Below are 24,587 nucleotides of genomic sequence, written 5' to 3'. Positions count from 1 at the left end.
GAGTTATCTAAAGTGTGGCAGCGCAGTGGCCTCACCGGCGCCGGTTACCGGAAGTTCACGGAGGGGGTCTCCAAAGTTGGCATCAGCGATGAGGTCATTCGTCGAGCTTGCTCGCTGACCGGCGTTCGCTCCCTGGATGCCATCCACCTGGCGAGCGCCTGTCTTCTCCGCGACGCTGGCCTCACCCTGACCTTTTTCACCTACGACAAACAGCTCCACGCCGCTGCCCAGTCTCAAGGTTTTGCTGTCTTTCCCTCGCCACAGTGACGACCACCAATACAAGTCTTGGGGGTACCTCTACGTCGTCTTCACTACCAACCCGACTTAGGCCAAATTGGTGCGGAACAACTCCACCCCGCCGTCGAAAAATGCAAGGTAGCAGCGTCAAGAGTGACGTTGCGGCACCTGCCCGATGACCTAAGTCGGGACACAACGACCGTTCCCGTAGAACACTGTACGCATCTTCGCGAAGCGGATTACCTTCTTTGCTCCCCTCGCAGCGCGCAACGTCTGCGCGCCTCCATCGACCTGCAGGAGGCGTCTGACAAAAGGCAGCGGTCTCAAGCAAGTCGGTGCTCACCCACCCCATGACCCAAGTCGGGACCAGTAAAAGTCCTGGGGTAGCCCTACATCGTCTTCACTACTAAACCTTCTTCACCACAGCAGGCTTCAGCTTCATCGCGCCAAAACCATCAATCCGGCAATCAATGTTGTGGTCTTCCTGGCCGGTGCCGGCGTCGAAGTTCAGGCGGATGCCGCGCACCTTCGTGCCGGCCTTCAGCGGCTGCTGCGCGCCCTTGACCTTAAGGGTTTTGGTGATGGTGACCGTGTCGCCGTCAGCAAGCGCGTTGCCCACGGAGTCGACGATGGTCGGTTCGCTTCCTTCCGAGGCCGAAGCATCAGCAGAGTCGGCGGAGAACTCGTGCGCACACTCCGGGCAGACGATAAGCGGCGGCATCTCGTAGGTGTACTCAGAGGAGCATTCGGGGCAGGGCGGCAGAGTTGCGGCCGAAGTATCAGACATAGGGGAGAGTTTAACCTGCGTAGCACGAAAAGATGATCCTTCTCTCATTCCATTGATAGATACCCGGGTGGGGTATAGGCTTGAGTAAACACAATCGGACCCATTCGGAAGACTTATGAAACGCCTCATCGCCCTCACCACTGCCTGCGCCGCAGCCATCACCCTGTCCTCTTGCTCTACTGACAGCCCCGTACCGAGTGAAGCCTCGAAAAGCGCCGCTTCCAGCACCGACATCCAACAGGTGCCTGCCGAGGAGATCCTCGCCGAGTTCGATCTCGAAGGGTTGGATGGCCAGGAAATCGTGGACAAGCTGGACCGCCAGTCCAAGGACGAGCGCAATAGCGATCTCCTCGCATCCGTGCGCCCGAACGAGCTCATCCTCGCTACTGAACAGGGTCAGGCCTCCCTGCCGCTGCCGGAGGACAAGTTCTACCTCTCTATTGCGCCGTACCTCTCCCGTACGCACGACTGCTTCAACCACTCCCTGACCACCTGCACCGGTGAGCTCAGCCAGGAAGACATCCACGTCACCATCACGGATGATGAAGGAAACGAGCTGGTCAACGAGGACACGACGACGTTCGACAACGGCTTCATTGGCTACTGGCTGCCGGCCGACAAGAAGGGCACCATCACCATCGAACAGGACGGCAAGACCGGTGAGGTCCCCCTGGACACCTCCGAGAAGGGTGCAACCTGCATCACCACCCTGCAGATGGCCTAATCCGCTCATTCATTCACCACGGTGAATCCCACGTTCTGGGGTTCACCGTTTGTCCTTTTATGGTGTCCACGCAGTGCTTGCCGACGTCAACGGTGTTCTGGGCAAGTCCCCATACGGCCACTCCCTGAAGAACATCTCCGAGCAGGCAATTGACCACAACAAGTCCGCCGGCGTCGTCAACTCTGTTCCTTTTAGCCACGCCACCCCGTCGGCGCCGGCTTCTTGGGCGCAGGCGTCGTGGCTGCCCTACTCGGCGCCATCGCCGCGTTCCTGCAGTCTGTCAGCGTGGTCAAGGTTGACTTCTCCGCTCTGCAGAAGATGTTCCGCTAAGCACTACAGCACTATGCACTAAAGGATGCGCTGAGCATTCAGCCCCCACGTAGGCCCTCCGCTTCGGAAGCGGAGGGCCTACTGCGCTTACTGGGAGGACTCCTCTAGGCAGTCATACAGGAAGTCCATCAAGGTCGTAGCGTCATCGGATCGGAACAGTTCATCGAGGGCAAGGTTGAATTCCAGCCTTCTCGCATTAGGGATATTAAGTGCTGCGTAGCCATTGCTCATCAAGAGGCCTGACGCCACAAGCCGTGCGGTTCGCTTGTTTCCATCGAAGTAAAACTGGCTACGCGTGGCAGAGCAGAAATAGGCCAACGCTTGCTCGACTGGGTTTTCAAGCCCTTGGAGGGACACCAGCAAATCGGCATGAGCTTCACCCAATTCATCAGCAGGGTCGAAAGGGATGAACCCGCCATCCATGAGCCGCACTCCACCGCCATCTCCCTCCACATGGCCTTCACCACGGAAAAGACCAGCGTCCAGGGCCTCGTTCCTTGCTAGCACGGCATGGAGTGCGTTACTGGTGGCTTTATCCACCGCACATTCCTCTTTGAGGACCAGCTCGTGGAGCAGGTTGAAAGCTTCTGACAAGTCCAAGATCTGTTGCTGTTCAGCAAGTGCCTTTCCGCCCACAGTGATGCCATCTAGCAGGGTTCGAACTTCCGGGAGGGTGAACGTGTTTCCTTCCAGCGCGGCAGCGTTCCACACCAAGTCAGGAAGTTGCTTGGTTAATCGAAATAACGCACGGTCGGTCCCCAACTCCGAAACGTGCGGCCGCTCATGGTGCTCCCAGCTCACTCGGCTCGTTGCTCTTCTCATCACCTATGCCCCTCCCACATAGTTTTCTGCGCACACATCAATGGCAAGCTGATGCGGTGATACGTAGTGTATTCCGGCTTCATTAGTTGCGCCGGCGAGCTCTTCACCAGCGACAGGCACGAGGGTGATTCCTCCGGATACGGGCTCAGAACTGGCACGGATCCGAGTGGGCAATGAAGACACGATGTCTGCTGGATTTGTGCACCAGATCAATGTTGATTGAGGTTCTTCTTCACCTGCGATCTGCCCCGCGACTCGTTGCGCTGCAAAAGCACCCGACATCGCCCAAGTTTGCCCACTCGCATCAACCGCTGAAGCAATCGTTATGGGATTTGACGGTAAGAAGTGGAGAGCCCCGTGGCGGCCATATGGGTTGGAGGCCCACGCGGCCCGTTCCATGAGAGCCTGGTAGCTGCCACCGACGGCCGCAGCGTCACCCCACTGCACAAAGCGGTCAATCCAGGCTTTAACGTCCGGCTCCTCACTTGCGAGTTCCCCAAGAAGTACTCTGGCGGCTGTCGCGGCGGCGGCATCGCTCATGCGGTGTACCTGTACGGAAACCTCGTATCCGAGCACGCGCATTACCTTCTCCAACCCGGCCAAGCTTGGTTGAGCTGCCCCACGCAACCACAGATTGAGCGTATTTCGTGACACTCCCGAGCGCCGCGAGATTTCACTAAGGCTCAGCGGGCTTTTCTTGAGGAGTTGTAATGGGTCCATAGCCCCACTATAGCCAGCTGTCCTATGCTTAGGACACCTGTCCTACTGTTAGGACAATCAAGCCCTCTACCAGCGACATGGCAACAGGGCCCCACGGTGTCCTATGATGAAGCAAATGAGCGCGGAGATTTATTCACTTCCCACAACGCCGTTAGTCACTACCGACATCGCCGAGCAGGGTCCCCGGATTTCACTGCGCCGGGGGAGCAACATCCTCATGCTGGAGCTGCCCGCTACGTACCCCGAAGCGGAACTGACGGATCCGCGGTGGGTGGTCAAGTCCCATTTCATCGATCGCCCCCACTCGGTGCGTGAATTCGCCACCGAAGAGCCGCTGGAAGTCGGCATCCCCGGGCCTTTTACCCGCATCGAGGTAACCCTGCGCGATGGCGATGAGGACCTCATCGAGACCGTCACCTTCACCGGCATCACCGATGAAGCACCCTTCATCGTCTATGACCGCACCACCCTCATCGCGCCGCAGGGCACGCTCGAGGATGCCGAGCCGCTGGGCATCTGGGCCGGCTGGGAAGTGGGCCCGCTGCCGGAGCAGGTCCGAGTGCCGCAGAGGGAACCGGTGGACGTCGCCAAGCACGGCGATTTCGAGTGGGACTTTGACGTCGCCATCCTGCCCAACGCCCGGGGCCTCGACAACGAGCCCGTGTTCACCAAATCGCCGCGCGTGCACCTCATTGCGGAAGGGGAGTGGCGCATCGATCTCACCTACGCGCCCCTCGGCGGCGAACAGGAGGAGATTTCGGAGCAGACTTTCGACGCAGGCATCGCCGAACCTTTCCCGGGTGACCTCTACGAAGACCCGTGGGTGGGCCGCTACAAGGTGTCGCTGTGGCACGACGAGCAGCTTGTCGACGTCCGCTTCATCTCCCTCGCCGAGGGCCTCCACATGCGTGCGACCAACGATGGTCCGCGCGGCATGGATTTCCGCATCATCGATGCCTTGGGCGCGCATTCGGCCTTCAGCTATACGCTTGCCTCCCCGCCAAAGAAGCCCATCGCGCTGGAGAAGGGACTACGCACCCTCGAGGACACCGAGGTCTCGCGCCGCGAGGTCGTAGCCAGTGAGGCCGGCTATGAGCTGGAATTCGATGTTTGGCCCGAGGCCTTGTTTAGCCGCGTCAAGCGCATCGGCTTGGAACCCACTGAGCACTCCGATAAGCCAGTAGTTTTCGCCGGCCAGCTCGATCAGGACGATATGTTCACCGTCCACTCGCCACGCCCACTGCCGCTGGCGAAGTTCGTCACCATCGACGGCCGCCAGAAAATCAAGGAGCTGGCGCGCACCTCGAAGACGACGCAGGCGGTCACCAGCCTCGCCGTCCCCAACGCCGCGCTGGCCAACGCCGTGCGCAAACAGCCAACGGCCGAGCTTTTCCTGATGTGGTCCACGCTGTCCTACGAGGATTACCTGGACTCCCTCCCGGCGGGGGAGCGCGAGGCTCACCAGGCCCGCAGCTTGGAGCGGCGCATCGTCGAGTACGAAGCATCCGCCTCCACCAGCCTCATCTATGCGGCGCTGGCCACCGTCCGCAAGTCCCCCTTCGTCAGCCGCGGCCTACTCAACGGCGATGAGATTATCATCGAGCAGAACGCAGAACCGCAGGCAGATTTAGTGGGCTGGGCCTGGCCTTTGGCCGAGCCCACCGTAGCGCCCACCCAACTCACGCCCACCGAAGAGGGGTTTGAACTGCCCACGGAGCTTGCTGAGCATGGCTCGCTGCTTGTCGACGTCCGCGAGCTTCGCGCCTCCTCCAACCTCGCCGCCCCTGCACGCCCCTCCAGCGCCTCCATTGTGATCACACCGGAAGGCTCACCGGCGGCGCTCGCCTCGAAGGACTGGACCCCGGAGCAGCTCTGGGACACCTTCCGCGCGCTTCATGTGCTCTCGCAGCGCAGCCCCAACCCGAAACTGCAGGCGATGTTCGACAGCACCATCAATCGCCTGCGCGCCCAACCGGAGGCCGCGGTCCACGCCTTGGCCCGCACCGGTGTTAGCGTGAACCAGCAGGCCCGCTCGCTTGCGCGCACGCGCTTGTTCCACTCTCCGCTGGAGGCCACCGCCGAGTCGAGCGCCGATAGCTACCTGGATCTCCTGCTCGATCCTTCCGCCAGCGAGAACGCGGAGCTGAACGCCGTGCGTGAATCCGGCGCCGATGGCCTGACCCGCCCGATGCTGCTGAATGCAGCGACCATTCACAGCCCCACCCCGCCCGTCGATGATCTGATGGGGGAGGCCGGCCGCGTCGCCGCGCTGCGCGAGTGCTTTGCCAACAACGGCGCCCTCGATGCCCTGGGCACCATCGAGCACCTGCGCAAGGACGCCACGGCTCTGGCCTCGCTGGTGCAGAACGCGGGCGTTGACATGTCCGTCAGCCACACCCTTATCGCGTTGGGCGCCTTTGCCAGCGGAAATACGGCAGATGAGCTCAATGCGGCGGCCTGGATGCCCTATATTTCCTATGCCTTCGCCCTGGCGTCCCGCGCCGCGGCGAACGACATCATCATGGAAAGCCCGCTGCTCAAGGAGGACATGCCCATGCTTGCCGACGTCCTCCCCCTCGCCCCCCGCCTCTTCTTCTACGACCTCGTGACCGCAGAGGCGCTCTTCCACAATCGCGACCTATAACCGCGTGAGGTGTGCCACAATAGGTGAGCATGAAGGTTATCTCCACGAACGTCGCTGTCCGCCGCCCCGAGCCGCACGGGCGGCACGAGTACACGGGCATCGATAAGCAGCCACGCCCCCTCCTGGATCTGGAAATACCCGGGCCCAACTACGGTGACGGCTCTGGCGTGGTGGGGGATTCCATCGGTGACCACGCCCACCACGGCGGCGCTGAGAAGGCCGTGTATGCGGTGGCCCGTGAGGAGCTCGATTACTGGGAGGGCACGCTCAACCGCGTGCTGCGTGATGGCTACTTCGGGGAGAACCTCACCACCGAAGGGATTTCTTGGTCGAATATGCTGATCAACCAGCAGATTCAGGTGGGGGAGTGCGTGCTTGAAGTGTCTATCCCGCGCACGCCTTGTGCCACCTTCTCCGGCTGGATGGACGAGCCCGGTTGGCTCAAGTCCTTCACGGAGCGCGGTGATTGCGGTTCCTACCTGCGCATCATCGAGCCTGGCCGCATCACTCCTGGCGATGAAATTACGCTTATCGGCCGCCCCGACCATGACATCACCATGGGCATGGCCTTCGCGGCCAAGATGGGGGACAAGGAGCTAGCCCGGCGCGTCGTGGACGCCGGCTGCCTTGCCGCAGTCCACCACGATCAGCTGGTTAAGCGCCTGCAGCCCCCGCGGTTAGCTAGCCATTCATAGGTTGTCGCTTGTGAACCGCGCGTGCCATCCATACGCACGAATCGTGCCTTCACCAGTGACTTCAGCGCATATCGGACCTGCGCTCGAGTAAGGTTTGTGGCTGTTTCTATTTCGCCGATAGACAGCGGTTGTGCCGCCGTACGCAGCGCCTCCGCTACGCGCGGGGCGTTAACACCCAGGCGTTCCAAGGTCACTGGTGCATCCACTCGTCGTTCCGGGCCGGTGCCTGATTCCTCCTTGCGTAGTGGCTCCCAGATACGGGCCTCTCCACGAGTGTCCGGCCGCCACATCTTCACCGTAAATTGCACGCCAGAATCTATCAGGTCAGGCTCCGGTAATCCTTGCTCTCGCGCGGCATCCAGCATGAGCTGCACGCCGCCGCCTTCGCCCTCAATAACAAAAGAGCCATCGTCTGCTTTGAGATATCGGCACAGTCTATAGAGCCGCTGGTTAATCTCCTGGCGCGCCAGATCTCTCGACTTGAGCTGTTCAACCGTCAGATCCCGTAGGCCTCCTGGACTGGAGATAACCATCTTGTCCGGTAATAGGCGGACATCAATCGATTTACCCGCACCCAACGTATTTGGCCCAAGATCACGGTGCACCAATGCATTAGCCACGGCCTCTCGAATGGCCGAAAGGGGAAGTTCAGGAACTTCCACCATTGATCCATCCTCTCGATATCGCCGTACGGCGGCTAAACGTTGCCTTACCCAACCCATTACCGAGTTCAACAGCACCGGGACGGGCCCCTCAAAGGTCTCCAACCCCAACACTCGCCCGTGCTTCGAACCATTTGGTAGCCTTTGCGCCACCGTTACTGCTAAGGAGGGAAAATGCCCTTGGGGATAGAAACCCAGCGCATACAGGCCAGCAAGCGTCAGCTCTCCAGTCGCGGTCGTCACCGCTAGCGCCCGTAAGACGTCCTCATCTTGAGTAAGTCCCGATAGTCGCCGATTCTTTTTCCGCGCCTGAACCAAGAAATCTTGCACCACGTCGCTATCTAGGTCTGCAAGGCTCGTGCCTTCCACAATCGTCGTGTCATAGGACACTGCCTCTTCGGCATGCAGCTTTGCCACGTCCATCATGCGCAGCTCCGAGGCACTCATACGGTAGTCCCCATCAGCCATTCGAAGATACGCTTCTCCCCTGTAGATAGCAGGCTTATCAATAATCGGAAGACCCGTAACCTCCGCAATCACGACATGCGTGCCATCTATTGCCACACTGTCGGTATGCACTGTGACTGGAGGGGTGATGGCATGACGCGCCTGCGAGGCCAGAGCAGCCTCCATCTCCGAAGGATTCTCAATGCCAGTGACAATGAATCCTTCCTTCTCATTGACACCGAGAATGATAAGGCCGCCACTCGGCATGTTTGCGAACGCGCACAATGTCTGCGGTAGAGAGTCCGGAATGCCCCCTTGAGCGGTTTTGACCTCGACTGTTGTTGAATCACCGCCGCGCAACTCAAGCTCAGCCAATAGCTCTCTCAGCTGATTCTCGGACCAATTGTTCACGATGAATACCCGCCCTCAATGTTAACAATGACGGCTCAATGCTAACTTCATTCCTCTTCAATGACAAGAGTTCTCATTGATCTTCCCATTGAGGTGTCATTGACATTCTCATTGAGGCCAAATTATGGCCCTGAAACCCCGTATGTTTAAGCTTTATCTAGCGCATAAACCGCAATGAGTGGTTGGATAAGAGTTATCCAACCACTCATTTGCTGTCTGACGAATGGATAGCCTCTACAAGCCTCACTACGTTACCGAGAGCTGGATCCCCAAATCAGGCTCCGGCATTCCCCGGCGCGATAAGGCCGGAGGCCCTTTTTAGGTCTATGTCCCTGACCATCTTGTAAGTAAGGCATGGAGTTTCCCCAGAGCTCACCAGCCGGGCAGCACGTATCGAGCGAGAGATCTTGGATCTCAACCGTCATGCTGCTTCTGGCCAGTTGGAGTCTGTGGCCCGCTTACTCATGCGTTCTGAGGCGATTTCTTCCTCACGCATTGAAGGTATTGCGCCCAACGTCGACAAGGTTGTCCTCGCGGAACTCGCCCAAAAGGAGGAAGTCCGCGGCTTTAAGGAAAGCGCGGAAGAGGTTGCGCGTAACCTCACCGTTCTGTGTTCCATTGAGAAGAGCTTTGCCACCGAACCAACATCTCCATCGGCCTTCTTGAAAAGCTCCAAAGAGAGTTGATGGGGGAGAAGGGCTCTATCCCCACTGGTCTCCGCACTATTCAAAACTGGATTGGTGGAAGTAACCACACACTCTTTGGGGCCGAGTTCATCCCAGCGCCCCCACGTCTAGTCCATGACCTCGTAGACGACTTATGTCTTTACCTCGATGGCGCTTCGCACGGTGCTCTCATCCAGGCCGCGATTGCTCACGCTCAATTCGAAACGATTCACCCATTTGCAGATGGCAACGGCCGTGTGGGCCGTGCTCTCATTCATGGGATTCTTCTGCGTCGCGGACTTACTGAATACACCATTCTGCCGGTATGCCTCGTCCTCGGTACGTGGTCCAAATCGAAAGCTACCTGCCTTTTCGCACCATCAAGCGTGGGAAAATCCTCACCATGAAGCGCACGTATAAGTGGGAGCATGTCGAGATTCCCCTCATCCGGAACTAGGCCGCAGTTCATTTTTTAAGAGCCGGTTTGACCGCTTCCGGAGTGCAATACGGCGATGGATACGAGGCCACGTGGGAGCTGCGCGCCGCGGAGAACTGGGTGACTGAACGTGTGTCGGTGAACGTTGAAGGCGACGGATGGGGGCGAAGCCTCGAGCTGTTTAGGTCCGAGCAAGGCGTGTGGTCGGCGGAAACCAATGAAGAGGGCGCCCAGCTTGAAGATCTGCCCTCCCCCGGTATCGTCCAGTCAGCCGACCTGAAAGCCGCACTCGATTGCGCTCTCGGTCTGTGCCCTCTCACCAACACAATGCCTATTCGTCGCTTGACGCTACTTGAGACTCAGGTTCCGAAAACGCAGCTGATCATGGCTTGGATTGATATACTGTCCCTCCAGGTGATCGCATCAGACCAGTACTACAGCTCCGTCGATTCTGAAACTGTCCGATATGAAAGTGGAACACGGGGAGTCGACGTCGAGTTGGAGGTCGACGGTGGCGGCGTGGACGTACACTACCCTGATCTCGCACGGCGGGTCTGATCCGGAAGCAACTCTAACTAAGCTGGGCGGTATGAACGACCTGACCATCGCACCTGGCCCAGGGATCCCCGGGGGTCTGGTCATCGTCGCCGCCGACCTGACGGAGCGGTTCGCGAAGTCGTCGGGACCAGGTGGCCAAGGCGTCAATACTACGGACAGCAAAGTGCAGCTTTCCGTCGATATCGCTACGTGCTCATCGCTTTCCGACGCCCAGCGTCGCCGCGTCCTTCACAGCCTCGAACACCGCCTGGACGGCACAGTGCTCACCGTGAGCGCGTCGACGCAGCGCTCGCAGGTCCGTAACCGCACCGAGGCGCGCGAACGCATGGCCGCCCTCTTGCGTGAGGCGCTCGCTCCGCTTCCTCCTCCGCGGCGCAGGACCAAGCCGACGCAGAGCTCGGTGCGACGCCGTCTCGAAGCGAAAAAGCGGCGCTCGGAACTCAAGTCCACGCGACGGCGGCCCCAAATTTCCTAGTTCGAACCATCCGCGTGCATATCCTCACGCTGACGGACCTGGTTCGGGTAACCGCTACGCTGAGACAGCTTGGACTGGTTGAATCCGCTCGATTTCCGAGAGGATCTTGTCTTCCGCCACGTCCAAGTCATATTGAGCCTGTAACCCGAGCCAGAACTGGGGGCTCATCTCGAAAAACTTCGCTAGACGAAGGGCCGTGTCAGCGGTTACAGCGCGCTTACCGTGAACAATTTCGTTGATCCGGCGGGGCGGAACGCCGATGGTGACGGCGAGCTTGTGCTGGGTGATCCCCATTCCTTTGAGGAAGTCCTCCATGAGGATCTCACCGGGGTGAACCGGAGGGAGCTTGTCAGTGGTAGTCAACGATCTCAACCTCCTCTGGCCCCGCGGCGGACCACCGAAAACAGATCCGCCACTGGTCGTTGATTCAAATGCTGAACTGACCCCGCCGATCACGTCGCTCCCGCGTTGGGTGGCAGCCGAACCACAACGGATCAGTCATCTGCTATCCCATCGACTAATTCCTGCAGGTCGCAGGACCTACGCGCAACCGTCAGTTCAGTGCATTTTGAATAGTTCAGTACACATTGTATTATTCAGCACATGCTGACTATTGCTTCGCGCCTCGACGTCATGAACCGGCTCGGCCGGGCCATGGCTGATCCGACGCGTTCCCGAATCCTGATGACCCTACTCGACGGTCCGGGCTACCCGGCTGAGATTTCGCAAAGCTTGGATCTGACCCGCTCGAACGTCTCGAACCACCTGTCCTGCCTACGCGATTGCGGCATCGTCGTCGCTGAGCCGGAGGGCCGCAAGACCCGCTACGAAATTGCCGATCCGCACCTCGCGGCGGCGCTCGAAGCGCTGGTCAACGCGACACTGGCCGTCGACGAGAACGCCCCCTGCATCGACACTGAGTGCTCGGTGCCCGGCTGCGGCGAGAAAGGAACGGACGCATGAGTTCAGCATGTGGATGCGAACACGAACCCGCCACGGAGATCGAAGAGCTCGATCGGCCATGGTGGAAGGACCCCGAGCTACTGCTACCGATCTTCTCCGGCGTAGCCCTCATTACAGGACTGGCGCTGGACTGGTCCGACTTGGAGACGCCCGCAACGGTACTGTATTGGCTTGGCCTGCTGTTGGGCGCTTACACGTTCGCACCTGGAGCGATCCGGAACCTTGTCACGAAGCGCAAGCTCGGCATTGGCTTGCTTATGACGATCAGCGCGGTCGGCGCGGTGATCCTTGGTTTCGTCGGAGAGGCCGCGGCGCTGGCGTTCCTGTACTCGATCGCCGAGGCGCTTGAAGACAAGGCGATGGACCGAGCCCAAGGCGGACTGCGGGCACTGTTGAAGCTGGTACCGCAAACCGCGACCGTGCTGCGCGACGGTACGACGGCCGAGGTCACTGCGAAGGACCTTGAGGTTGGCGAGCTAATGGTCGTACGCCCCGGGGAGCGGATCGCCACGGACGGCATCATTCGGTCCGGACGCTCCAGCCTTGACACCTCAGCGATCACCGGAGAATCCATTCCGGAGGAGGTTGCGCCCGGCGACGAGGTACCCGCGGGAGCGATCAACTCCGCCGGTGTGCTGGAGGTCGAGACGACCGCAGCTGGAACGGACAACTCGCTGACCACACTCGTCGACCTCGTCGAGCAAGCGCAGGCGGAGAAGGGTGACCGCGCCCGGATCGCCGACCGGATTGCCCGACCCCTCGTGCCCGGGGTGATGATCCTGGCGGTGCTGGTCGGCGTGATCGGCTCGCTGTTGGGCGACCCCGAGACGTGGATCACCCGTGCGCTGGTGGTCCTGGTCGCAGCGTCGCCGTGCGCGCTGGCAATCTCCGTGCCGCTGACGGTCGTGGCCGCTATCGGCGCGGCCAGCCAGTTCGGAGTAGTCATCAAGTCCGGCGCGGCGTTCGAGCGACTCGGCGGCATCCGTCACCTAGCGGTAGACAAAACCGGAACCCTTACCCGCAACCAGCCCGAGGTTACCGGAGTGGTCCCGGCAGACGGATTCGATCGGGCGCAGGTGCTTTCCTTCGCGGCGGCGGTTGAGCAGCAATCGACGCACCCCCTCGCCGCGGCGATCGTGGCAGCGGAGCCCGAAGCGCCCACCGCCTTGGATATCAGCGAGGAAGCCGGTCAAGGCATCGGCGGCACCGTCGAAGGCCGACGGGTGCTGGTCGGCAGCCCCCGATGGATCGACGCCGGGCCACTGAAGGCGGACGTTGAGCGTATGGAGTCCGAAGGCCAGACCTGCGTCCTAGTCACCGTCGATGACGCTCTCGCCGGGGCGATCGGGGTGCGCGACGAGTTGCGGCCCGAGGTGCCCGATGCCGTGCAGTCCCTGCACGACAACGACGTGGAAGTGAGCATGCTCACCGGTGATAACACTCGCACCGCTCGGGCGCTGGCTGAAATCGCCGGAATCGACGACGTGCGCGCCGAACTGCGACCGGAGGACAAGGCAAGCATCGTCGCCGATTTCTCCTCCAAGACGCCGACGGCGATGATCGGCGACGGCATCAACGACGCGCCGGCACTGGCGGGCGCAACGGTGGGCATTGCGATGGGAGCAACCGGCTCTGACGCCGCGATCGAGTCCGCTGACGTCGCCTTCACCGGCCACGACCTCCGGCTGATCCCGCAGGCGCTGCAGCACGCCCGCCGAGGCAGCAGGATCATCAACCAAAACATCGTGCTGTCTCTGGCCATCATCATCGTGTTGATGCCACTGGCGATCAGCGGTGTACTGGGCCTGGCCGCCGTCGTGTTGGTACACGAAGTCGCCGAAGTCATCGTGATCTTGAACGGCCTGCGGGCTGCACGAGCGAAACGCTGAGGCTGTGACCGGCAAGTCTTATAAGGGTTGAACCACGCGCCGAGCGCACACACACGTTGGACCAGGCGAGTCATTCGAGTTCACCGCCTGGTCCTTCTCGATGCGTGCAGGCACGGGAACTGTGGGTGAACCTAATAGTTCAACGGCCTGATACCGCTTGCAGATTCTTCACACGAGGTAGCGGAATGGACCGAGGCCGAACGAAAACCGGAGTTAGAGACAACGCTCTTCAACCTACCCCCAATAACGCGAAACGTCATTAACGCCTCGCGTTACACGTTGAACTTGAACTCGACGGAGTGTCGTCGATAAATAACCATTTGATGCGCGCGTGCGGAATTAACAACGAAATACCGCTAAAACAGACAACATATGGGGTGCACAGAAACACATATAAGTTCTGCGGAAAACCTATAGGGTGCGTCGCTAAAAACCGCTGTGCGCGAAAAACATAAAGGGTTTACGGACCCGGTCCCAGACCCCTCAATACTCTGAGCCGGAAGAATGGAAAGTGGAAGGTTGATGTATCCCCACTATTTATTTTTTCCGTTTTTCGGAGTACATCGGGAGCTACAACTGCGGACCAGCTCTGTGTGAACTAGATGAGAAGGCGCAGCAGCGAATCATCGACGCTGGACAGTTGGTGCTGCGGGCACGCGAGCGGCACCCCCAGCGGTCACTCGCGGAGCACTACAACCCGTTATCGATGGACCCAATTCTGCTCAAGGCTCACAACAACTTGGACCGGGAAGTCGATAAGGCTTTCGATGTGGCACGCAAACTCACCAACGAGCGCCAGCGCCAGGAGCTACTGTTCGCCAGCTACGGGGAGTTGGCGAGGGGCTATGTCTCCTCGCTTTCATCAAAATCGAAACCACCAGCAGGGTCGTTCCCCGTGCGGGTGATTTTGATCGGTCCCGCTGCTGGGTGTAGAACCCTGTCGCTGGCAACGCCGGGAACTATGACTGTGCCCGACGAGAACACGTCACTGCCATAACGCGGCTCACGGTAGACGAACATGGGTCGTTCACTACTACTGGTGGATTTCGGTTTTGGTGGTGGGGGGATTACCGCCGCCGGCCTCGATTTTTCCGTTGAGGAGGGCGTTGACTACTTCCCGATTGTGAAATGGGCCGATGGCGCGGTGGAGAGGAACCAGTCACCTGGAAGAGATCGATCCAGTCGCTGGTGTGCAATCTGGGAGGTAGGGTTGCGGGGTCGATTCCTCGCGAGCGCAACCATGATTGTGTCTCTGAACGTGATGAAAAAACCCTGCCCTTCGGAGAATTTCCCCTATCCCGCGTCCCCGGGCGGTGAAAACGGTGTGCACCATCGCCTGAAAGGCTTTGCGTTGCTCTATCGGGATCTTCGGGTCACCCACCCGGCGGATCACTAAGATCCCCCCGTCAACGTTTGGCTGTGGCCGGAAAGCAGACCTTGGTACTCGGGAACCAAGGTGAAACGTGAACCATGGGGACCACTGAGCCGTCATCATCGTGCTTGCACCTACCCCGGCCCGGCGGCGAGCGACTTCCCACTGCATGAGGAGTACAGCGTCAGTCCATGCCGGCGCATGCAACAACTTTCGAAGAATGGCAGTGGTGAGGTGAAAGGGAATGTTTCCCACAATGACGCAGGGAGTGGCGGGTAACGGGAAGTTGAGGAAATCATCATGGACCACTTCGACCGACGCCGAGGCGGTCTTTTTTGTGAGTTTGGCAGCTAGTTTTGCGTCTACCTCAACTGCCGTTATTGCCCTCCCCAAGTGGGATATCGGGTGAGTGAGGGCACCGCTTCCTGGCCCGATCTCAATGATGGGGCCGGAGGTTTGTTTTACAAGATCGACGATGGAGTTGATGATCTTGTGGTCTGTGAGAAAATTTTGGCCATGTTCGTGACGGCCGTATCCGTATGTAGACATCAGGTGTGCTCCGTGGAGTTGAAACGGAGCCGGGCATGGCAAATGGCCGCCCGGCTAAAGGACCGGAGCGGTTTCTAACCTGCGGGAGGGAGAAAACCGCCTTAGCGGCTGGTGAGCGGCCGCATGAAAACGGAACCTGAAATCAACATGGGCCTATCGTATCCAATTAATTTCGCAGGGTCCAATACGGTGAGAAAGAAGACAACCGCACCGCAACAGTGCAAGACCTCTCTGGATTGGAATTTGTCCTACCTTCGGCTCGTCGTACAGACGCCACTGGCGTATTTTGTCTCTGGGCAACGAGGGGGAGTTACCCCCACCTCCGGATGTTTTTAAGGTGCACCCCTTATTACGCTGTGGTGCGGGAGTAGTTTTGTCCGACTGATCGGACTACCCACCGACGTGGGGCGGGTAGTTCGAGGTCCCAGCAGATGATCGCGTCGATTTCGCCGCGTTCAAAGGATGCCACCATGGCGTCGTAGTCGGGGCGAGCCACATTCTTCTTTGACGCGGAAATGGACTGATCGACGTAGTTATGTCCTATGTCCAACGTCCAAGCCACGCTGCTTTGCAATGGCTTCACAGTCCTGACGCTGCCGGTCGATGGTGAGGCCATCCACGTCAGCGTCTCGCGAGATACGAAGGTAAATAGGAGCGCGTGTTGCCAAACGCTTTTAATAAGGCCCTTAGCTAACATTGAACTTAAACTCGACCACGTTCCGTAGCCGAATAACCTTTGGAGCCGCGCCGTCAGTTAGCAGAGATGTGGCACCGCAGCGCCTAGGCAAGAGGAGGCAGATGAGTATCGACGATATCGCGGACCACGTCGATGTCGACGCCGAAATACTGGTGCACCAGGATGTTGCGGAAATCCCGAATCTGAGGCCAGACGATCTCAGGGTGCGCGCCGGTGATCTCATCGGGAAGATGGTTCACGGCTTCGCCGGACTGCGACTCACAGCGGCACCGCCTCGGCGAGCGTCGAAGCGGATACCGGGTGCCTGAGCAACTGGGCAGGAAACACGTCGATGCCATCCGCGCCCGAACAGAGCGCGACTCTCCTCGAGCAGACCAGACGCACGCATCAGGAGACGTCCCTCCGCAGGGTCCATCCCGACGAGGATGTCGATGTCCGATCCTGCAGACGCGGTGCCGCGCGCGACGGACCCGAACAACTTCGGGTTGGTCGCGCCGTACCGATCGATGAGCACCTGGAACTAGTCAAGACGCGCAACGAGAATCCCGCGTAGGGCAAGCGTCTCAGGCGTCATGACGGTCTCAGACATGCTTCCGGGGGAAACGGGCCCGGCAGCACGTCGACATGGAGCTTTGACATTGAAGCGGAACTCCACCGCGTTCTTAAGGGCCGACGACATTCTCCCGTCTCACCGCCGCACCAGGCGGCACTGACGCGCTGCCACCACTTACAGCCGGTCGTCTCGCCCGCCCGCCATGACGCACTCAACGAACGAGCGATAGAGCAGGCTTACACGCGTCTCGCACTAAACGACCGGGCAGCAGCGTCACGGAGGTTCCGAAGTAGCGGCTATCGCAGTGCACCTAAGGGTTTGGTGAGGGAACCAGCCATTCGGCAGCGGTACGGAACGTAGCCCTCAGTTGCGGGTGCTCCCGCACGATCTCTCGCTGCCGCTCCGCCGGCAACCCGAGCTCGTGCAAGACGTTGAGGATTACGACCGCGGTCGTCACCTCGACGACGGCGATCAGCTCCTCGATGGAATGGTTGGGCGTTCTGCCCTCGTGCGCGAGGTCATTGCGGGCGCGCGTCGTCCACTTCGCCCAATGGTCGACATCCGGTAAGAGCTGTGCGATCGCTTCCTGATCGGGTCGCGCGGCGAGGGCATGGAGCCGATCACGGAGGGTCGGGTCGTTGCGGATCGCCCCCTTGAACCTGTTTCGGTGCTCATCGGGAACCTGCGCCAGCATCGCCTCTCGCATCGCCCTGAACTCCGCGTTGGGGAACGGTTTCTCGTCGATGCGGAGGTTGCGGTGCAACACCTCGGCAGCACCGACTGCCGTCAGAAGATTGTTCTCAACAAAACGGGCCGGTGCGTAGCGCAAGCCCAAGATCATGTTTGTCGCTGCCTCCAGGCGGCCATGGGCCTCGCACCATCGGGGCATGACCTCCTCAAATGGGATCGAGCCGCAGGTGAAGAACATTCGGTGGTGATCGACGGCTTTCGCGTCGTGTTTTCCAAGCGCGGCCGGTGAGTAGAGCACATCGGCACGTCGGCGCGGCAGCGGGCGGCCATCAGGGAAGTGCGACTCGGTCCCGGCAACTTCCAGTCGGAGCCAGATCACTCCGGCCGCGCGATGCGTCGCCAGGGAGATCAGGTCCTGCACCAGGCTCGCCTCCTGCAGAGCAACACTCAGAGAGAATGGTTCGGCTGGCACGACGCAGATGGACACCGTGTCCCGCATACGTCCGACGCTTCCTCCCTTGCGCTGGTCGAAGAATGGAAGCGTGTGCGTGTGCTGAAGGCGATACTCAGTGTCGTCGACCACGACCGATTGCGCCTCGACCGGCTTCACCGAGATACGCCCGGTCCCATCGATCTTGCCGTCGGGAGCCCCGAGGGATCCTTCGAACACAGAAGACGCCGCCCAGAGACTCAGATCCTCGACTGAGACTTCTGCCCTAGCGAACGCCGGATCCGCGTCACCGCTGACATGCGCGCCGATGATGGCGACCGTCGCGGTCACGGTCTGCTTATCAGGGCTCGCCACTCGCGCACCCATGGTCCTTCTGGTGCTCCTAGGAACACAGCCAAGCAGTGTGATCTCCCTGAGCTCGGCCACACCGTGCATGACTTCCCAGGTGCGGGTTCCTTCGTGAACAGCAGTCCATCCAGACGAGTCCGTCGTCAAGATCCGATCCTCGAAGGTGCCGATCAGCGACAGAGAGAGACCATCTTCCGGGTCGTACCGTAGGACACCCGGGACCTTCTCGCTAGGGGCTTCCGGCAGCCACCACACGCCAGCCCACTCGCCGGCCTTGTCGAGGTTGAGAGGATCATTAGGCATCGTACTCCCGGTCCCGGGCTCCTTCCTGTCTTGCGGCCAGATGTCAGGTCGAAAATCTTTACTCCACCACATGCCCCCCACGTAGGACAATCTACAGCGAGATCATGGTCAACTGAGATCGGATGCGGCGACTGGCACACAATCGCAGTTCGACGCGACGGCACAGCCCTCGCAACTGGCAACAATCAGCGAGGGCAGACCGACGTCGCCCGGTGGACACACGTGTCCGGGGTCTTTGCCGGCTACCTACACACCGTCGGCTTACACGAAGACGGCACCGTCGTCGCCGTCAGCGACGACAGCAGAGGCCAGTGCGAGGTGTCATCGTGGAGAAACATCACCTCAGTGGCGGCCGGCTCCGTCCATACGCTCGCGCTGAGCCAGACCGGAAGGGTCTTCGGAACGGGCGACAACCAGTTCGGCCAGTGCGATGTCCAGTCATGGACCGGCATCACAGCGATCGCAGCCGGAGCGAGACACTCGCTCGGGCTGCGGGCGACCACACCGAGCAGCAATGCAATGTCAACGCCTGGGCCGCTCGACCACAGATGAACTGAAGTCCAGCGTGCCCGATAATCGGCGGTCGATCACACGTTGAATCTAAACTCCACGCAGACGACATCCTCAGCCTGCTCGACCTCGCAGACCGCAGCTCGCCAGCAGCCGCTTTGACACGAAGCTCTCACCGCCTACCGGGCGCGCAGTTCCACGGGCACAGCCTTAAAGTTTGCGGATACGCTCTGCATCAGCCACGAGGTTTTGCGTGAGCTTCTCAGCTTCAAGCCCACTCAAGTCACAGCTGTCGAAGCGGGCCAGCCAGTCAGCACGAATGGCGGGGGAATCGAACCAGGTTGCGCGCTCGGCTTCAATATCCTCGATGCCGCTCAAAGTGCGGCCATCGCGGCTACGGATCTCGAGGTCGTCGACAAGCGGGGCAATCGCTTGAAGCCCTGGGACGATGGCTTTAAAGCCCGACGTGTGAGAAACTTCATTTGTCCAGCGCGGATAGCGACTCACGCGCTGCGCCTCCAGGTAACGCTGGACGACACCCAGCCGAGAAACCTCCTGCGCCACCGCCAAGCCCACGACCCTCACGCGGAAACCCGCGGAGCGAAACTTGGCTATCTCACCCGCGATGAATTCCGGGTTGGACAGCGTGTTCTCAATGATGAGGGAGTGCCCGTGCTGCCGGCCATACTCAATGAGCGAAGACATCCAAAAGGGCACAGGTCCATTGGTGAGCACGTCCATGCGCAGGGGGTCGCGCTCCATGATTTCGTCGAGCGCGGGGTGCAGCTTCCGGATCTCATCAGAATCAAGAACTGCATGGCCATTCTTTACTGATTCAATAGCCGTTGATTTGCCTGACGCTGGCTGCCCCGCCACATAAATGACCTCTGGAACAGCCGGACCATGAGCATTCGACCGGCCAAAATAGCTAGTTTGCAGAGTCTTTAGCCGTTGCTCCATAACCTGCGGGTCAACGGGAAAGTCAGCGGCGGAAAGCATAGGCTATGCTGCTTTGTGCTCGGAGGAGAGGGCTTCAAGCCGCTGCGCGAAGAGAGCCGCAGCGGCGCGGATGGCTTCAATGTCGGTTGAATCAACACCACTGACTATGTCCTCTACCAGCCAATTCTGACGAATCCACCATTGTGATTCAACATCGTTGCCTGCTTCAGCAGCCCTAGTGAGGTAGGCAGCTTTCAGCGAGGACGCAACCTCCTTCATGGCGTCGAAGGCTGCGTACTCGATCTCCGGGACTTTGGCGGTGCTCATGGCGCTAAGAATAGCAGCGCCATGGCGGTTTTAGCCGTTGATGATCTGCGGGTAGGCCAGGCCCTTGAGGCCCTCGGTGCCGAACTCCACGCCGTAGCCGGAGGACTTGATACCGCCGAAAGGCACGCGCGGATCCACGGCACCGTGGCTGTTGATCCAGGTGGTGCCAGCCTCCAGCTGAGCAGCAACTTCCAGAGCGCGCTCGCGGTTGGAGGACCACACGGAGGAGCCCAAGCCCACGTCCAGCTTGTTGGCCTGCTCGATGGCCCAGTCGAGGTCGGTGTACTTGATAATCGGCAGTGCCGGACCGAACTGCTCCTCGACGACCAGCGGGTTATCCGGGTCGATATCCGCCACCAGGGTGGTGGGGTAGAAGTAGCCCGGCGCGTCGTAGTCCGGGTCGCCGCCCAGCAGCACGCGGGCACCCGAGTCCTTGGCAGCGTTGACGAGCTTGTCAACGATGTCGAACTGCTGCTTGTTCTGCAGCGGGCCGAGCACGTTCTCTTCCTCCAGGCCCACGCCCATCGGGGAGGCCTTGGCCACCTCGATGAGGGCTTCGCAGACGGCGTCGTACAGCGACTCCGGCACGTACACGCGCTTCATCGCCGCACAGGTCTGGCCGGTGTTGATGAACGCACCCCAGAAGAGGTCGCCGGCGATCTCCTTCGGGTCGGCGTCGTCCAGCACGATGCCGGCATCGTTGCCGCCGAGCTCCAGCGTGAGGCGGGTGAGGTTGTCGGCGCTGGCCTCCACGATCTTCTTGCCGGTGGCGGTGGAACCGGTGAACATGATCTTGTCGACGCCCTCGTGGGTCGTCAGCGCCGCACCAACCTCACCGGCACCGCTGACGACCTGGAGAACACCCTCCGGAAGCACGGAGTTCACGACCTTGAGCAGGCCCAGTACGGAAAGCGGGGTGTACTCGGAGGGCTTGACGACGACCGCGTTACCCATACGCAGCGCCGGCGCAATCTGCCAGATGGTGATCATCATCGGCCAGTTCCACGGGCCAATAGCTCCAACGACGCCGAGTGGGCGGTAGTTAACGGTGGCGGTGATGTCATCATCAACGGCCGTGTAGTTGGGGTGCTCGAAGGAGGCGGTAGCATTCAGCCACGCAGAGCAGGCGCCGACCTCGAAGCGGGCGTTCGGGCCGTTGAGCGGCTTACCCTGCTCACGGGAGAGAAGCTCAACGAGGGCTTCAGCGTTGGCGTCGATGGCGGCGGCGGCCTTGGTGAGCAGCTCGCAGCGCTCTTCGTCGCTCAGCTTGGCAAAGTCCTTTTGTGCCGCGCGTGCGGTCTCAACTGCAGCGTTGAGGTCCTCTACGGTGTTTTCTGGGGCGCGGCCAACGACCTCACCTGTGGCGGGGTTGAGGATGTCGCGTCCATTCTCGTCCGTGATGGCGTTGAGCAGATCAGCGTACGTAGCGAACTGAGTCATGAGATCTCCTTCAAGGAAGTCGAGGGCCCCGCGAGCAAAGCCCAAAAGATACTTTTGTTTAGGATGTTACCTGCACCACACATGTCGTCTTGACTCTGCGTGCACACAATTTGTCCAAAAATGTGCCAGTTCTCACGATATGATTCCAGTTATGTCTTCCTCCGCCGTTGAACATTTCGATATCGCGTCGTGGCGCACCGCGTCATCCGATTCTTTTGGACAACTCGACGTGGACGCCGAAGACCCCTCTTCCTTTCACGCCACGCTGCGCTCAACGAAGGTGGGGGACATATCCCTCTTCGATATGCACACCTCCCCGCACACCGTGAACCGATACAAGGTTTCCACCGACGAAGTCCCTTTTTGCAAGCTCAGTCTGCAGATCACAGGCTCCTCAACCATGAGCCAGGACGGGCGAACCTGCGAGCTTCGCCCAGGGGACCTAGCGCTATACGTCACCCAGCGGCCCTACACCCTGCGCTATCCGGAGGAACAAAACACCCTCATTGTTCACTTCCCGCAGAGCTTCCTCGACATCTCACCCGCGCAGATCCAACGCCTCACCGCGAATCCGATCTCACGCTCACACGGCCTCGGCGCGGTGGCCGTGCCCCTCTTTGAACAGCTTGCCAAGAACCTGGACCTATTGAAGGGCCCGCATGCCACGGCCCTAGTCCGCTCGGCGCTGACCATGCTGGTGTCAGTCTTGGCCTCCGACGTCGCCGACGAACCCTCTGCAGGCACACTTCTGTTCAACCAGGCCACCGCCTACATCGAGAAGCACTTGGGCGACCCAGACCTAGGCCCCAGCACCATCGCCCAAGCACTCTTCGTATCAGTGCGCCACCTCCACGCCAAGTTCTCCGAACAGGGCCTCTCTGTAGGCAGCTACATCAGAACGAGGCGCCTAGAGCACATCCGCAGAGAACTCGTCGACCCGCGGCACTCCGAGGAATCAATCAGCCACATCAGCGCCCGCTATGGCCTGCACGATCCCTCGCACCTCTCACGCATCTTCAAGGCGGAGTTCCACAAGTCGCCGAGTGCGTACCGAGCGGCGGCCAGCGACTAACCACGCAGCTTATTGATGACCTCGCGTGCGGTGGAGATTCCGGTTTCGATGGCTCCATCAACAACCACTCCACGCCAACCGGAAGCCCAATCGGCTCCTGCGAAGTGCAACGAGGAAGTGGAAGTGCGGAAGTGGTGCCACCCCTCCGTGAACTGGCCTCGCCGCAGTGTGGCCCAGGCCTGGCCGGAGTACTCGTCGGCTACCCAGTCATGACCGGTGACACCAACAACCTCAAGATCTGGGCGCCACTGGTCAACGACCTTTTGGGCATCCTCAATGCTTTCCAGATCAATCTTCTCGTGATCGGAGCCGAAGGCGACACAAATGGTCGTGTCGTCATCTTCGAAGTACTCCGAACGCAGCACAGACACAACGGCCGGCTGAGGCGCGTAGCCGAAAATATTGTGGTGCCCCTTGATCTTGATCCACGCCTTGAAACCAGTTGAGTTCCATTTCTGCTCGACAGTCTTCTGCGCGCCCTCGGGCAGCCCTGGCGTAAACGTAATGTTCCCCAACGCACCGACCGGAACCGTGACAATCACCGCGTCTGCCGTTTCGGAAGTACCGTCCGCATATGTAACGGTGGCTGAATCTTCTCCATGCTCAATCGCCGTCACCGCAGTGTTTAAACGAATTTCTCCGGTCAGATCTTTTGCAATGTTGCCGTAGATACCCCGCATGCCATTGACGAGCTTGTATCGCAGCGTTTGCTCATCCACCAAGGAAAGACGGTGATCGCACAAGGCTGCCCACTGCTTGGCCATCAAAGAGGAGCCCTGTTCTGGGTACCCGATGTACCCGGCCGACCAGTAAGCATTGCACAAGTCCTTTTCTTCTTGTGTGAAGTCACCGTCTTCTAATGCGTCAAGAACTCCAGCCTGATCTGCAGCGAGGAAAGCATCCTTTAACTCTTGGGATGCACCGAATTTTTCATCCAGCACAAGCAGCGGCTTGTGCGGCTCTGGGAAGAATTCGCGAGAATTCTCGAAGATCTTCTCCATCGGCCGAGCCAATTTGGCATCCATTTCTGCCTCCGTGCCAGACTTCAGCTCTCCGCCGGCATACCAGTAGGCGGTATCTACAACGGGCGAAGCGATAATGTCCTGGCCATAACGAGTGATTTCGGACCAGACATGCGGCTGATGCCAGTGCACCCAGGTTGCACCGATCTCCAACGGACGTCCGAGCCTGTCATCCGTCCACGCACGGCCACCAATGCGGTCGCGTGCTTCCACGATGTGATAGTCAATTCCAGCGGTTTGCAACTCGCGCGCTGCCGTTAGACCTGCGAATCCTGCACCAACGACGATTACATTCTTCTTTTCCATGATTGCCTTCCTCAAGTTTTAGATTTGGTCAAGATTGTCTTGAAGACCTGCGTAGATATGCGGCTTCTTATGTTTCAAGTATTCGCCCCAGACAAGGCCAAGGATTCCGGATGCGATGATGATTCCCGGCATTACCCACACGAGGGCATCCGGGCCGGTGTCGCCAATCATGAGCGGGAAATTCATCAGCACCAGTACGAAGACAGCTGAGAGTCCGCAAGCTGACACAAGCGGTGCAATGATGCGAGTGAATAGGTTGTAGCCTTTTTCTTGCTTGTTGAGCCATACCATGATGGACACACTCACCACTGCGAGCAGGAACACCAGGCCAAATGCCGCCGCGTTAGTAAGCCACGTAAAGAGAGTAAGAACTGGGAACAGCTCGCCCATTTCACTCCCATTTCCAGCCACTGCGAAGCCAGCCACGACAACGACTGCAAGTGTTGTCTGGGTAAGAGACCCAGCTATAGGCGCGCCTTTAGCAGATGATGTCGCGAACTTCTTAGGAAGAACGCGTGAGCGCCCGAGGGAGAAAAAGTATCG

Annotated in this window: 26 protein-coding genes and 2 pseudogenes; 12 read left to right on the top strand and 16 right to left on the bottom strand. The window is 59.8% G+C overall.

Annotated elements, in window-relative coordinates:
• The coding region (locus tag QKE52_RS13140; protein ID WP_347948986.1) for a hypothetical protein at window positions 1-267 on the top strand (267 nt) is incomplete at its 5' end.
• A gap of 376 nt (window positions 268-643) precedes the next feature.
• On the opposite strand, the gene QKE52_RS13135 is transcribed toward QKE52_RS13140, so the two are convergent.
• Entirely contained in the window at window positions 644-1,024 is a 381-nt protein-coding gene (locus QKE52_RS13135) for a zinc ribbon domain-containing protein YjdM (RefSeq protein WP_049154826.1), read from the bottom strand.
• Between the two features lie 115 nt (window positions 1,025-1,139).
• Here QKE52_RS13135 and QKE52_RS13130 point away from each other — a divergent pair, with 115 nt between their 5' ends.
• Window positions 1,140-1,748: a CueP family metal-binding protein gene (locus tag QKE52_RS13130; RefSeq protein WP_347948985.1), complete on the top strand. Its 609-nt coding sequence runs from the start codon at window positions 1,140-1,142 to the stop codon at window positions 1,746-1,748.
• Window positions 1,749-2,165: 417 nt separating this feature from the next.
• Here the strand turns inward: QKE52_RS13130 and QKE52_RS13125 are convergent, their stop codons facing one another.
• Window positions 2,166-2,879, bottom strand: a complete 714-nt coding sequence (locus QKE52_RS13125) for a Fic family protein (protein ID WP_339017045.1) — start codon at window positions 2,877-2,879, stop codon at window positions 2,166-2,168.
• 24 nt (window positions 2,880-2,903) lie between these two features.
• On the bottom strand, window positions 2,904-3,620 hold the full coding sequence (locus tag QKE52_RS13120) for a helix-turn-helix transcriptional regulator (RefSeq protein ID WP_347948984.1): 717 nt from the start codon (window positions 3,618-3,620) through the stop codon (window positions 2,904-2,906).
• A gap of 115 nt (window positions 3,621-3,735) precedes the next feature.
• Here QKE52_RS13120 and QKE52_RS13115 point away from each other — a divergent pair, with 115 nt between their 5' ends.
• Both QKE52_RS13115 and QKE52_RS13110 read left to right on the top strand, forming a co-directional pair.
• Complete coding sequence (locus tag QKE52_RS13115; protein WP_347948983.1) at window positions 3,736-6,264, top strand: hypothetical protein; 2,529 nt, start codon at window positions 3,736-3,738, stop codon at window positions 6,262-6,264.
• A gap of 29 nt (window positions 6,265-6,293) precedes the next feature.
• A complete protein-coding gene (locus tag QKE52_RS13110; RefSeq protein WP_293775043.1) occupies window positions 6,294-6,959 on the top strand; it encodes an MOSC domain-containing protein in 666 nt (221 codons plus the stop codon).
• On the opposite strand, the gene QKE52_RS13105 is transcribed toward QKE52_RS13110, so the two are convergent.
• On the bottom strand, window positions 6,911-8,479 hold the full coding sequence (locus tag QKE52_RS13105; protein ID WP_293775045.1) for an ATP-binding protein: 1,569 nt from the start codon (window positions 8,477-8,479) through the stop codon (window positions 6,911-6,913). The two genes, QKE52_RS13110 and QKE52_RS13105, sit on opposite strands and share 49 nt — an antisense overlap.
• Window positions 8,480-8,928: 449 nt before the next feature.
• Here QKE52_RS13105 and QKE52_RS13100 point away from each other — a divergent pair, with 449 nt between their 5' ends.
• From QKE52_RS13100 to arfB, 4 genes are all read left to right on the top strand, one after another.
• Entirely contained in the window at window positions 8,929-9,165 is a 237-nt protein-coding gene (locus tag QKE52_RS13100) for a Fic/DOC family N-terminal domain-containing protein (RefSeq protein ID WP_232745418.1), read from the top strand.
• Window positions 9,165-9,551 (top strand): Fic family protein, encoded by a 387-nt coding sequence (locus QKE52_RS13095; RefSeq protein WP_144014670.1) that lies wholly within the window; start codon window positions 9,165-9,167, stop codon window positions 9,549-9,551. The genes QKE52_RS13100 and QKE52_RS13095 overlap by 1 nt, the downstream gene beginning before the upstream one ends.
• A gap of 77 nt (window positions 9,552-9,628) precedes the next feature.
• The gene (locus tag QKE52_RS13090) at window positions 9,629-10,138 is read left to right on the top strand and encodes a putative glycolipid-binding domain-containing protein (protein ID WP_293775052.1); all 510 of its coding nucleotides are present in this window, start codon (window positions 9,629-9,631) and stop codon (window positions 10,136-10,138) included.
• 31 nt (window positions 10,139-10,169) lie between these two features.
• A complete protein-coding gene (arfB, locus tag QKE52_RS13085) occupies window positions 10,170-10,613 on the top strand; it encodes an alternative ribosome rescue aminoacyl-tRNA hydrolase ArfB (protein WP_293775054.1) in 444 nt (147 codons plus the stop codon).
• Window positions 10,614-10,667: 54 nt separating this feature from the next.
• Here arfB and QKE52_RS13080 read toward each other — a convergent pair whose 3' ends face one another.
• Together QKE52_RS13080 and QKE52_RS13075 are read right to left on the bottom strand one after the other, a co-directional pair.
• Window positions 10,668-10,976: a HigA family addiction module antitoxin gene (locus tag QKE52_RS13080; protein WP_347948982.1), complete on the bottom strand. Its 309-nt coding sequence runs from the start codon at window positions 10,974-10,976 to the stop codon at window positions 10,668-10,670.
• Window positions 10,963-11,073 (bottom strand): annotated as a pseudogene (locus tag QKE52_RS13075) (plasmid maintenance system killer); the annotation flags it as partial. The pseudogene QKE52_RS13075 and the gene QKE52_RS13080, both read right to left, overlap by 14 nt.
• A gap of 143 nt (window positions 11,074-11,216) precedes the next feature.
• Between QKE52_RS13075 and QKE52_RS13070 the strand changes: the two are divergent.
• From QKE52_RS13070 to QKE52_RS13060, 3 genes are all read left to right on the top strand, one after another.
• On the top strand, window positions 11,217-11,576 hold the full coding sequence (locus tag QKE52_RS13070; RefSeq protein WP_005530797.1) for a metalloregulator ArsR/SmtB family transcription factor: 360 nt from the start codon (window positions 11,217-11,219) through the stop codon (window positions 11,574-11,576).
• Window positions 11,573-13,465 (top strand): cation-translocating P-type ATPase, encoded by a 1,893-nt coding sequence (locus tag QKE52_RS13065; protein WP_347948981.1) that lies wholly within the window; start codon window positions 11,573-11,575, stop codon window positions 13,463-13,465. The genes QKE52_RS13070 and QKE52_RS13065 overlap by 4 nt, the downstream gene beginning before the upstream one ends.
• A 643-nt stretch (window positions 13,466-14,108) precedes the next feature.
• Entirely contained in the window at window positions 14,109-14,462 is a 354-nt protein-coding gene (locus tag QKE52_RS13060; protein ID WP_016423158.1) for a type IIL restriction-modification enzyme MmeI, read from the top strand.
• Window positions 14,463-14,624: 162 nt separating this feature from the next.
• Here the strand turns inward: QKE52_RS13060 and erm are convergent, their stop codons facing one another.
• The 8 genes from erm to QKE52_RS13020 form a co-directional block, all read right to left on the bottom strand.
• Window positions 14,625-15,386, bottom strand: a complete 762-nt coding sequence (gene erm / locus QKE52_RS13055) for a 23S ribosomal RNA methyltransferase Erm (RefSeq protein WP_347948980.1) — start codon at window positions 15,384-15,386, stop codon at window positions 14,625-14,627.
• Window positions 15,387-15,735: 349 nt separating this feature from the next.
• Window positions 15,736-15,969 carry a recombinase family protein gene (locus tag QKE52_RS13050; RefSeq protein ID WP_224784272.1) on the bottom strand — a complete coding sequence of 78 codons (234 nt, stop codon included), beginning with the start codon at window positions 15,967-15,969 and terminating at the stop codon, window positions 15,736-15,738.
• Between the two features lie 197 nt (window positions 15,970-16,166).
• Window positions 16,167-16,421 (bottom strand): HepT-like ribonuclease domain-containing protein, encoded by a 255-nt coding sequence (locus QKE52_RS13045; RefSeq protein WP_081636726.1) that lies wholly within the window; start codon window positions 16,419-16,421, stop codon window positions 16,167-16,169.
• Entirely contained in the window at window positions 16,319-16,597 is a 279-nt protein-coding gene (locus QKE52_RS13040; protein WP_293774726.1) for a nucleotidyltransferase domain-containing protein, read from the bottom strand. The genes QKE52_RS13045 and QKE52_RS13040 overlap by 103 nt, the downstream gene beginning before the upstream one ends.
• A 349-nt stretch (window positions 16,598-16,946) precedes the next feature.
• Window positions 16,947-18,428 (bottom strand): HEPN domain-containing protein, encoded by a 1,482-nt coding sequence (locus QKE52_RS13035; protein WP_293774723.1) that lies wholly within the window; start codon window positions 18,426-18,428, stop codon window positions 16,947-16,949.
• Between the two features lie 720 nt (window positions 18,429-19,148).
• Window positions 19,149-19,937: a zeta toxin family protein gene (locus tag QKE52_RS13030; RefSeq protein WP_347948979.1), complete on the bottom strand. Its 789-nt coding sequence runs from the start codon at window positions 19,935-19,937 to the stop codon at window positions 19,149-19,151.
• Between the two features lie 3 nt (window positions 19,938-19,940).
• Complete coding sequence (locus QKE52_RS13025) at window positions 19,941-20,204, bottom strand: hypothetical protein (RefSeq protein ID WP_070524133.1); 264 nt, start codon at window positions 20,202-20,204, stop codon at window positions 19,941-19,943.
• 30 nt (window positions 20,205-20,234) lie between these two features.
• Complete coding sequence (locus QKE52_RS13020; RefSeq protein WP_102234307.1) at window positions 20,235-21,644, bottom strand: aldehyde dehydrogenase family protein; 1,410 nt, start codon at window positions 21,642-21,644, stop codon at window positions 20,235-20,237.
• A 151-nt stretch (window positions 21,645-21,795) separates the two neighbouring features.
• Between QKE52_RS13020 and QKE52_RS13015 the strand changes: the two genes are divergently transcribed.
• Window positions 21,796-22,716: a helix-turn-helix domain-containing protein gene (locus QKE52_RS13015; protein WP_102234306.1), complete on the top strand. Its 921-nt coding sequence runs from the start codon at window positions 21,796-21,798 to the stop codon at window positions 22,714-22,716.
• Here the strand turns inward: QKE52_RS13015 and QKE52_RS13010 are convergent.
• Both QKE52_RS13010 and QKE52_RS13005 read right to left on the bottom strand, forming a co-directional pair.
• Window positions 22,713-24,044 carry an NAD(P)/FAD-dependent oxidoreductase gene (locus QKE52_RS13010; protein ID WP_102234305.1) on the bottom strand — a complete coding sequence of 444 codons (1,332 nt, stop codon included), beginning with the start codon at window positions 24,042-24,044 and terminating at the stop codon, window positions 22,713-22,715. The two genes, QKE52_RS13015 and QKE52_RS13010, sit on opposite strands and share 4 nt — an antisense overlap.
• Window positions 24,045-24,062: 18 nt before the next feature.
• Window positions 24,063-24,587 (bottom strand): annotated as a pseudogene (locus QKE52_RS13005) (amino acid permease); the annotation flags it as partial.

The sequence above is a fragment of the Corynebacterium sp. c25Ua_47 genome (assembly GCF_039907205.1).
GTDB classification, from domain to species: domain Bacteria; phylum Actinomycetota; class Actinomycetes; order Mycobacteriales; family Mycobacteriaceae; genus Corynebacterium; species Corynebacterium hiratae.
This window is presented reverse-complemented; position numbering and strand designations above follow the sequence as displayed.

Bases quoted from the DNA above. Each gene is read 5' to 3' on its own strand.
- QKE52_RS13095 (WP_144014670.1), top strand. From the start codon at position 9,165: ATGGGGGAGAAGGGCTCTATCCCCACTGGTCTCCGCACTATTCAAAAC.
- QKE52_RS13015 (WP_102234306.1), top strand. From the start codon at position 21,796: ATGTCTTCCTCCGCCGTTGAACATTTCGATATCGCGTCGTGGCGCACC.
- QKE52_RS13135 (WP_049154826.1), bottom strand. From the start codon at position 1,024: ATGTCTGATACTTCGGCCGCAACTCTGCCGCCCTGCCCCGAATGCTCC.
- QKE52_RS13045 (WP_081636726.1), bottom strand. From the start codon at position 16,421: ATGGCATCGACGTGTTTCCTGCCCAGTTGCTCAGGCACCCGGTATCCG.
- erm (WP_347948980.1), bottom strand. From the start codon at position 15,386: ATGTCTACATACGGATACGGCCGTCACGAACATGGCCAAAATTTTCTC.
- QKE52_RS13020 (WP_102234307.1), bottom strand. From the start codon at position 21,644: ATGACTCAGTTCGCTACGTACGCTGATCTGCTCAACGCCATCACGGAC.
- QKE52_RS13070 (WP_005530797.1), top strand. From the start codon at position 11,217: ATGCTGACTATTGCTTCGCGCCTCGACGTCATGAACCGGCTCGGCCGG.
- arfB (WP_293775054.1), top strand. From the start codon at position 10,170: ATGAACGACCTGACCATCGCACCTGGCCCAGGGATCCCCGGGGGTCTG.
- QKE52_RS13035 (WP_293774723.1), bottom strand. From the start codon at position 18,428: ATGCCTAATGATCCTCTCAACCTCGACAAGGCCGGCGAGTGGGCTGGC.
- QKE52_RS13065 (WP_347948981.1), top strand. From the start codon at position 11,573: ATGAGTTCAGCATGTGGATGCGAACACGAACCCGCCACGGAGATCGAA.
- QKE52_RS13030 (WP_347948979.1), bottom strand. From the start codon at position 19,937: ATGCTTTCCGCCGCTGACTTTCCCGTTGACCCGCAGGTTATGGAGCAA.
- QKE52_RS13115 (WP_347948983.1), top strand. From the start codon at position 3,736: ATGAGCGCGGAGATTTATTCACTTCCCACAACGCCGTTAGTCACTACC.
- QKE52_RS13025 (WP_070524133.1), bottom strand. From the start codon at position 20,204: ATGAGCACCGCCAAAGTCCCGGAGATCGAGTACGCAGCCTTCGACGCC.
- QKE52_RS13110 (WP_293775043.1), top strand. From the start codon at position 6,294: ATGAAGGTTATCTCCACGAACGTCGCTGTCCGCCGCCCCGAGCCGCAC.
- QKE52_RS13120 (WP_347948984.1), bottom strand. From the start codon at position 3,620: ATGGACCCATTACAACTCCTCAAGAAAAGCCCGCTGAGCCTTAGTGAA.
- QKE52_RS13010 (WP_102234305.1), bottom strand. From the start codon at position 24,044: ATGGAAAAGAAGAATGTAATCGTCGTTGGTGCAGGATTCGCAGGTCTA.
- QKE52_RS13130 (WP_347948985.1), top strand. From the start codon at position 1,140: ATGAAACGCCTCATCGCCCTCACCACTGCCTGCGCCGCAGCCATCACC.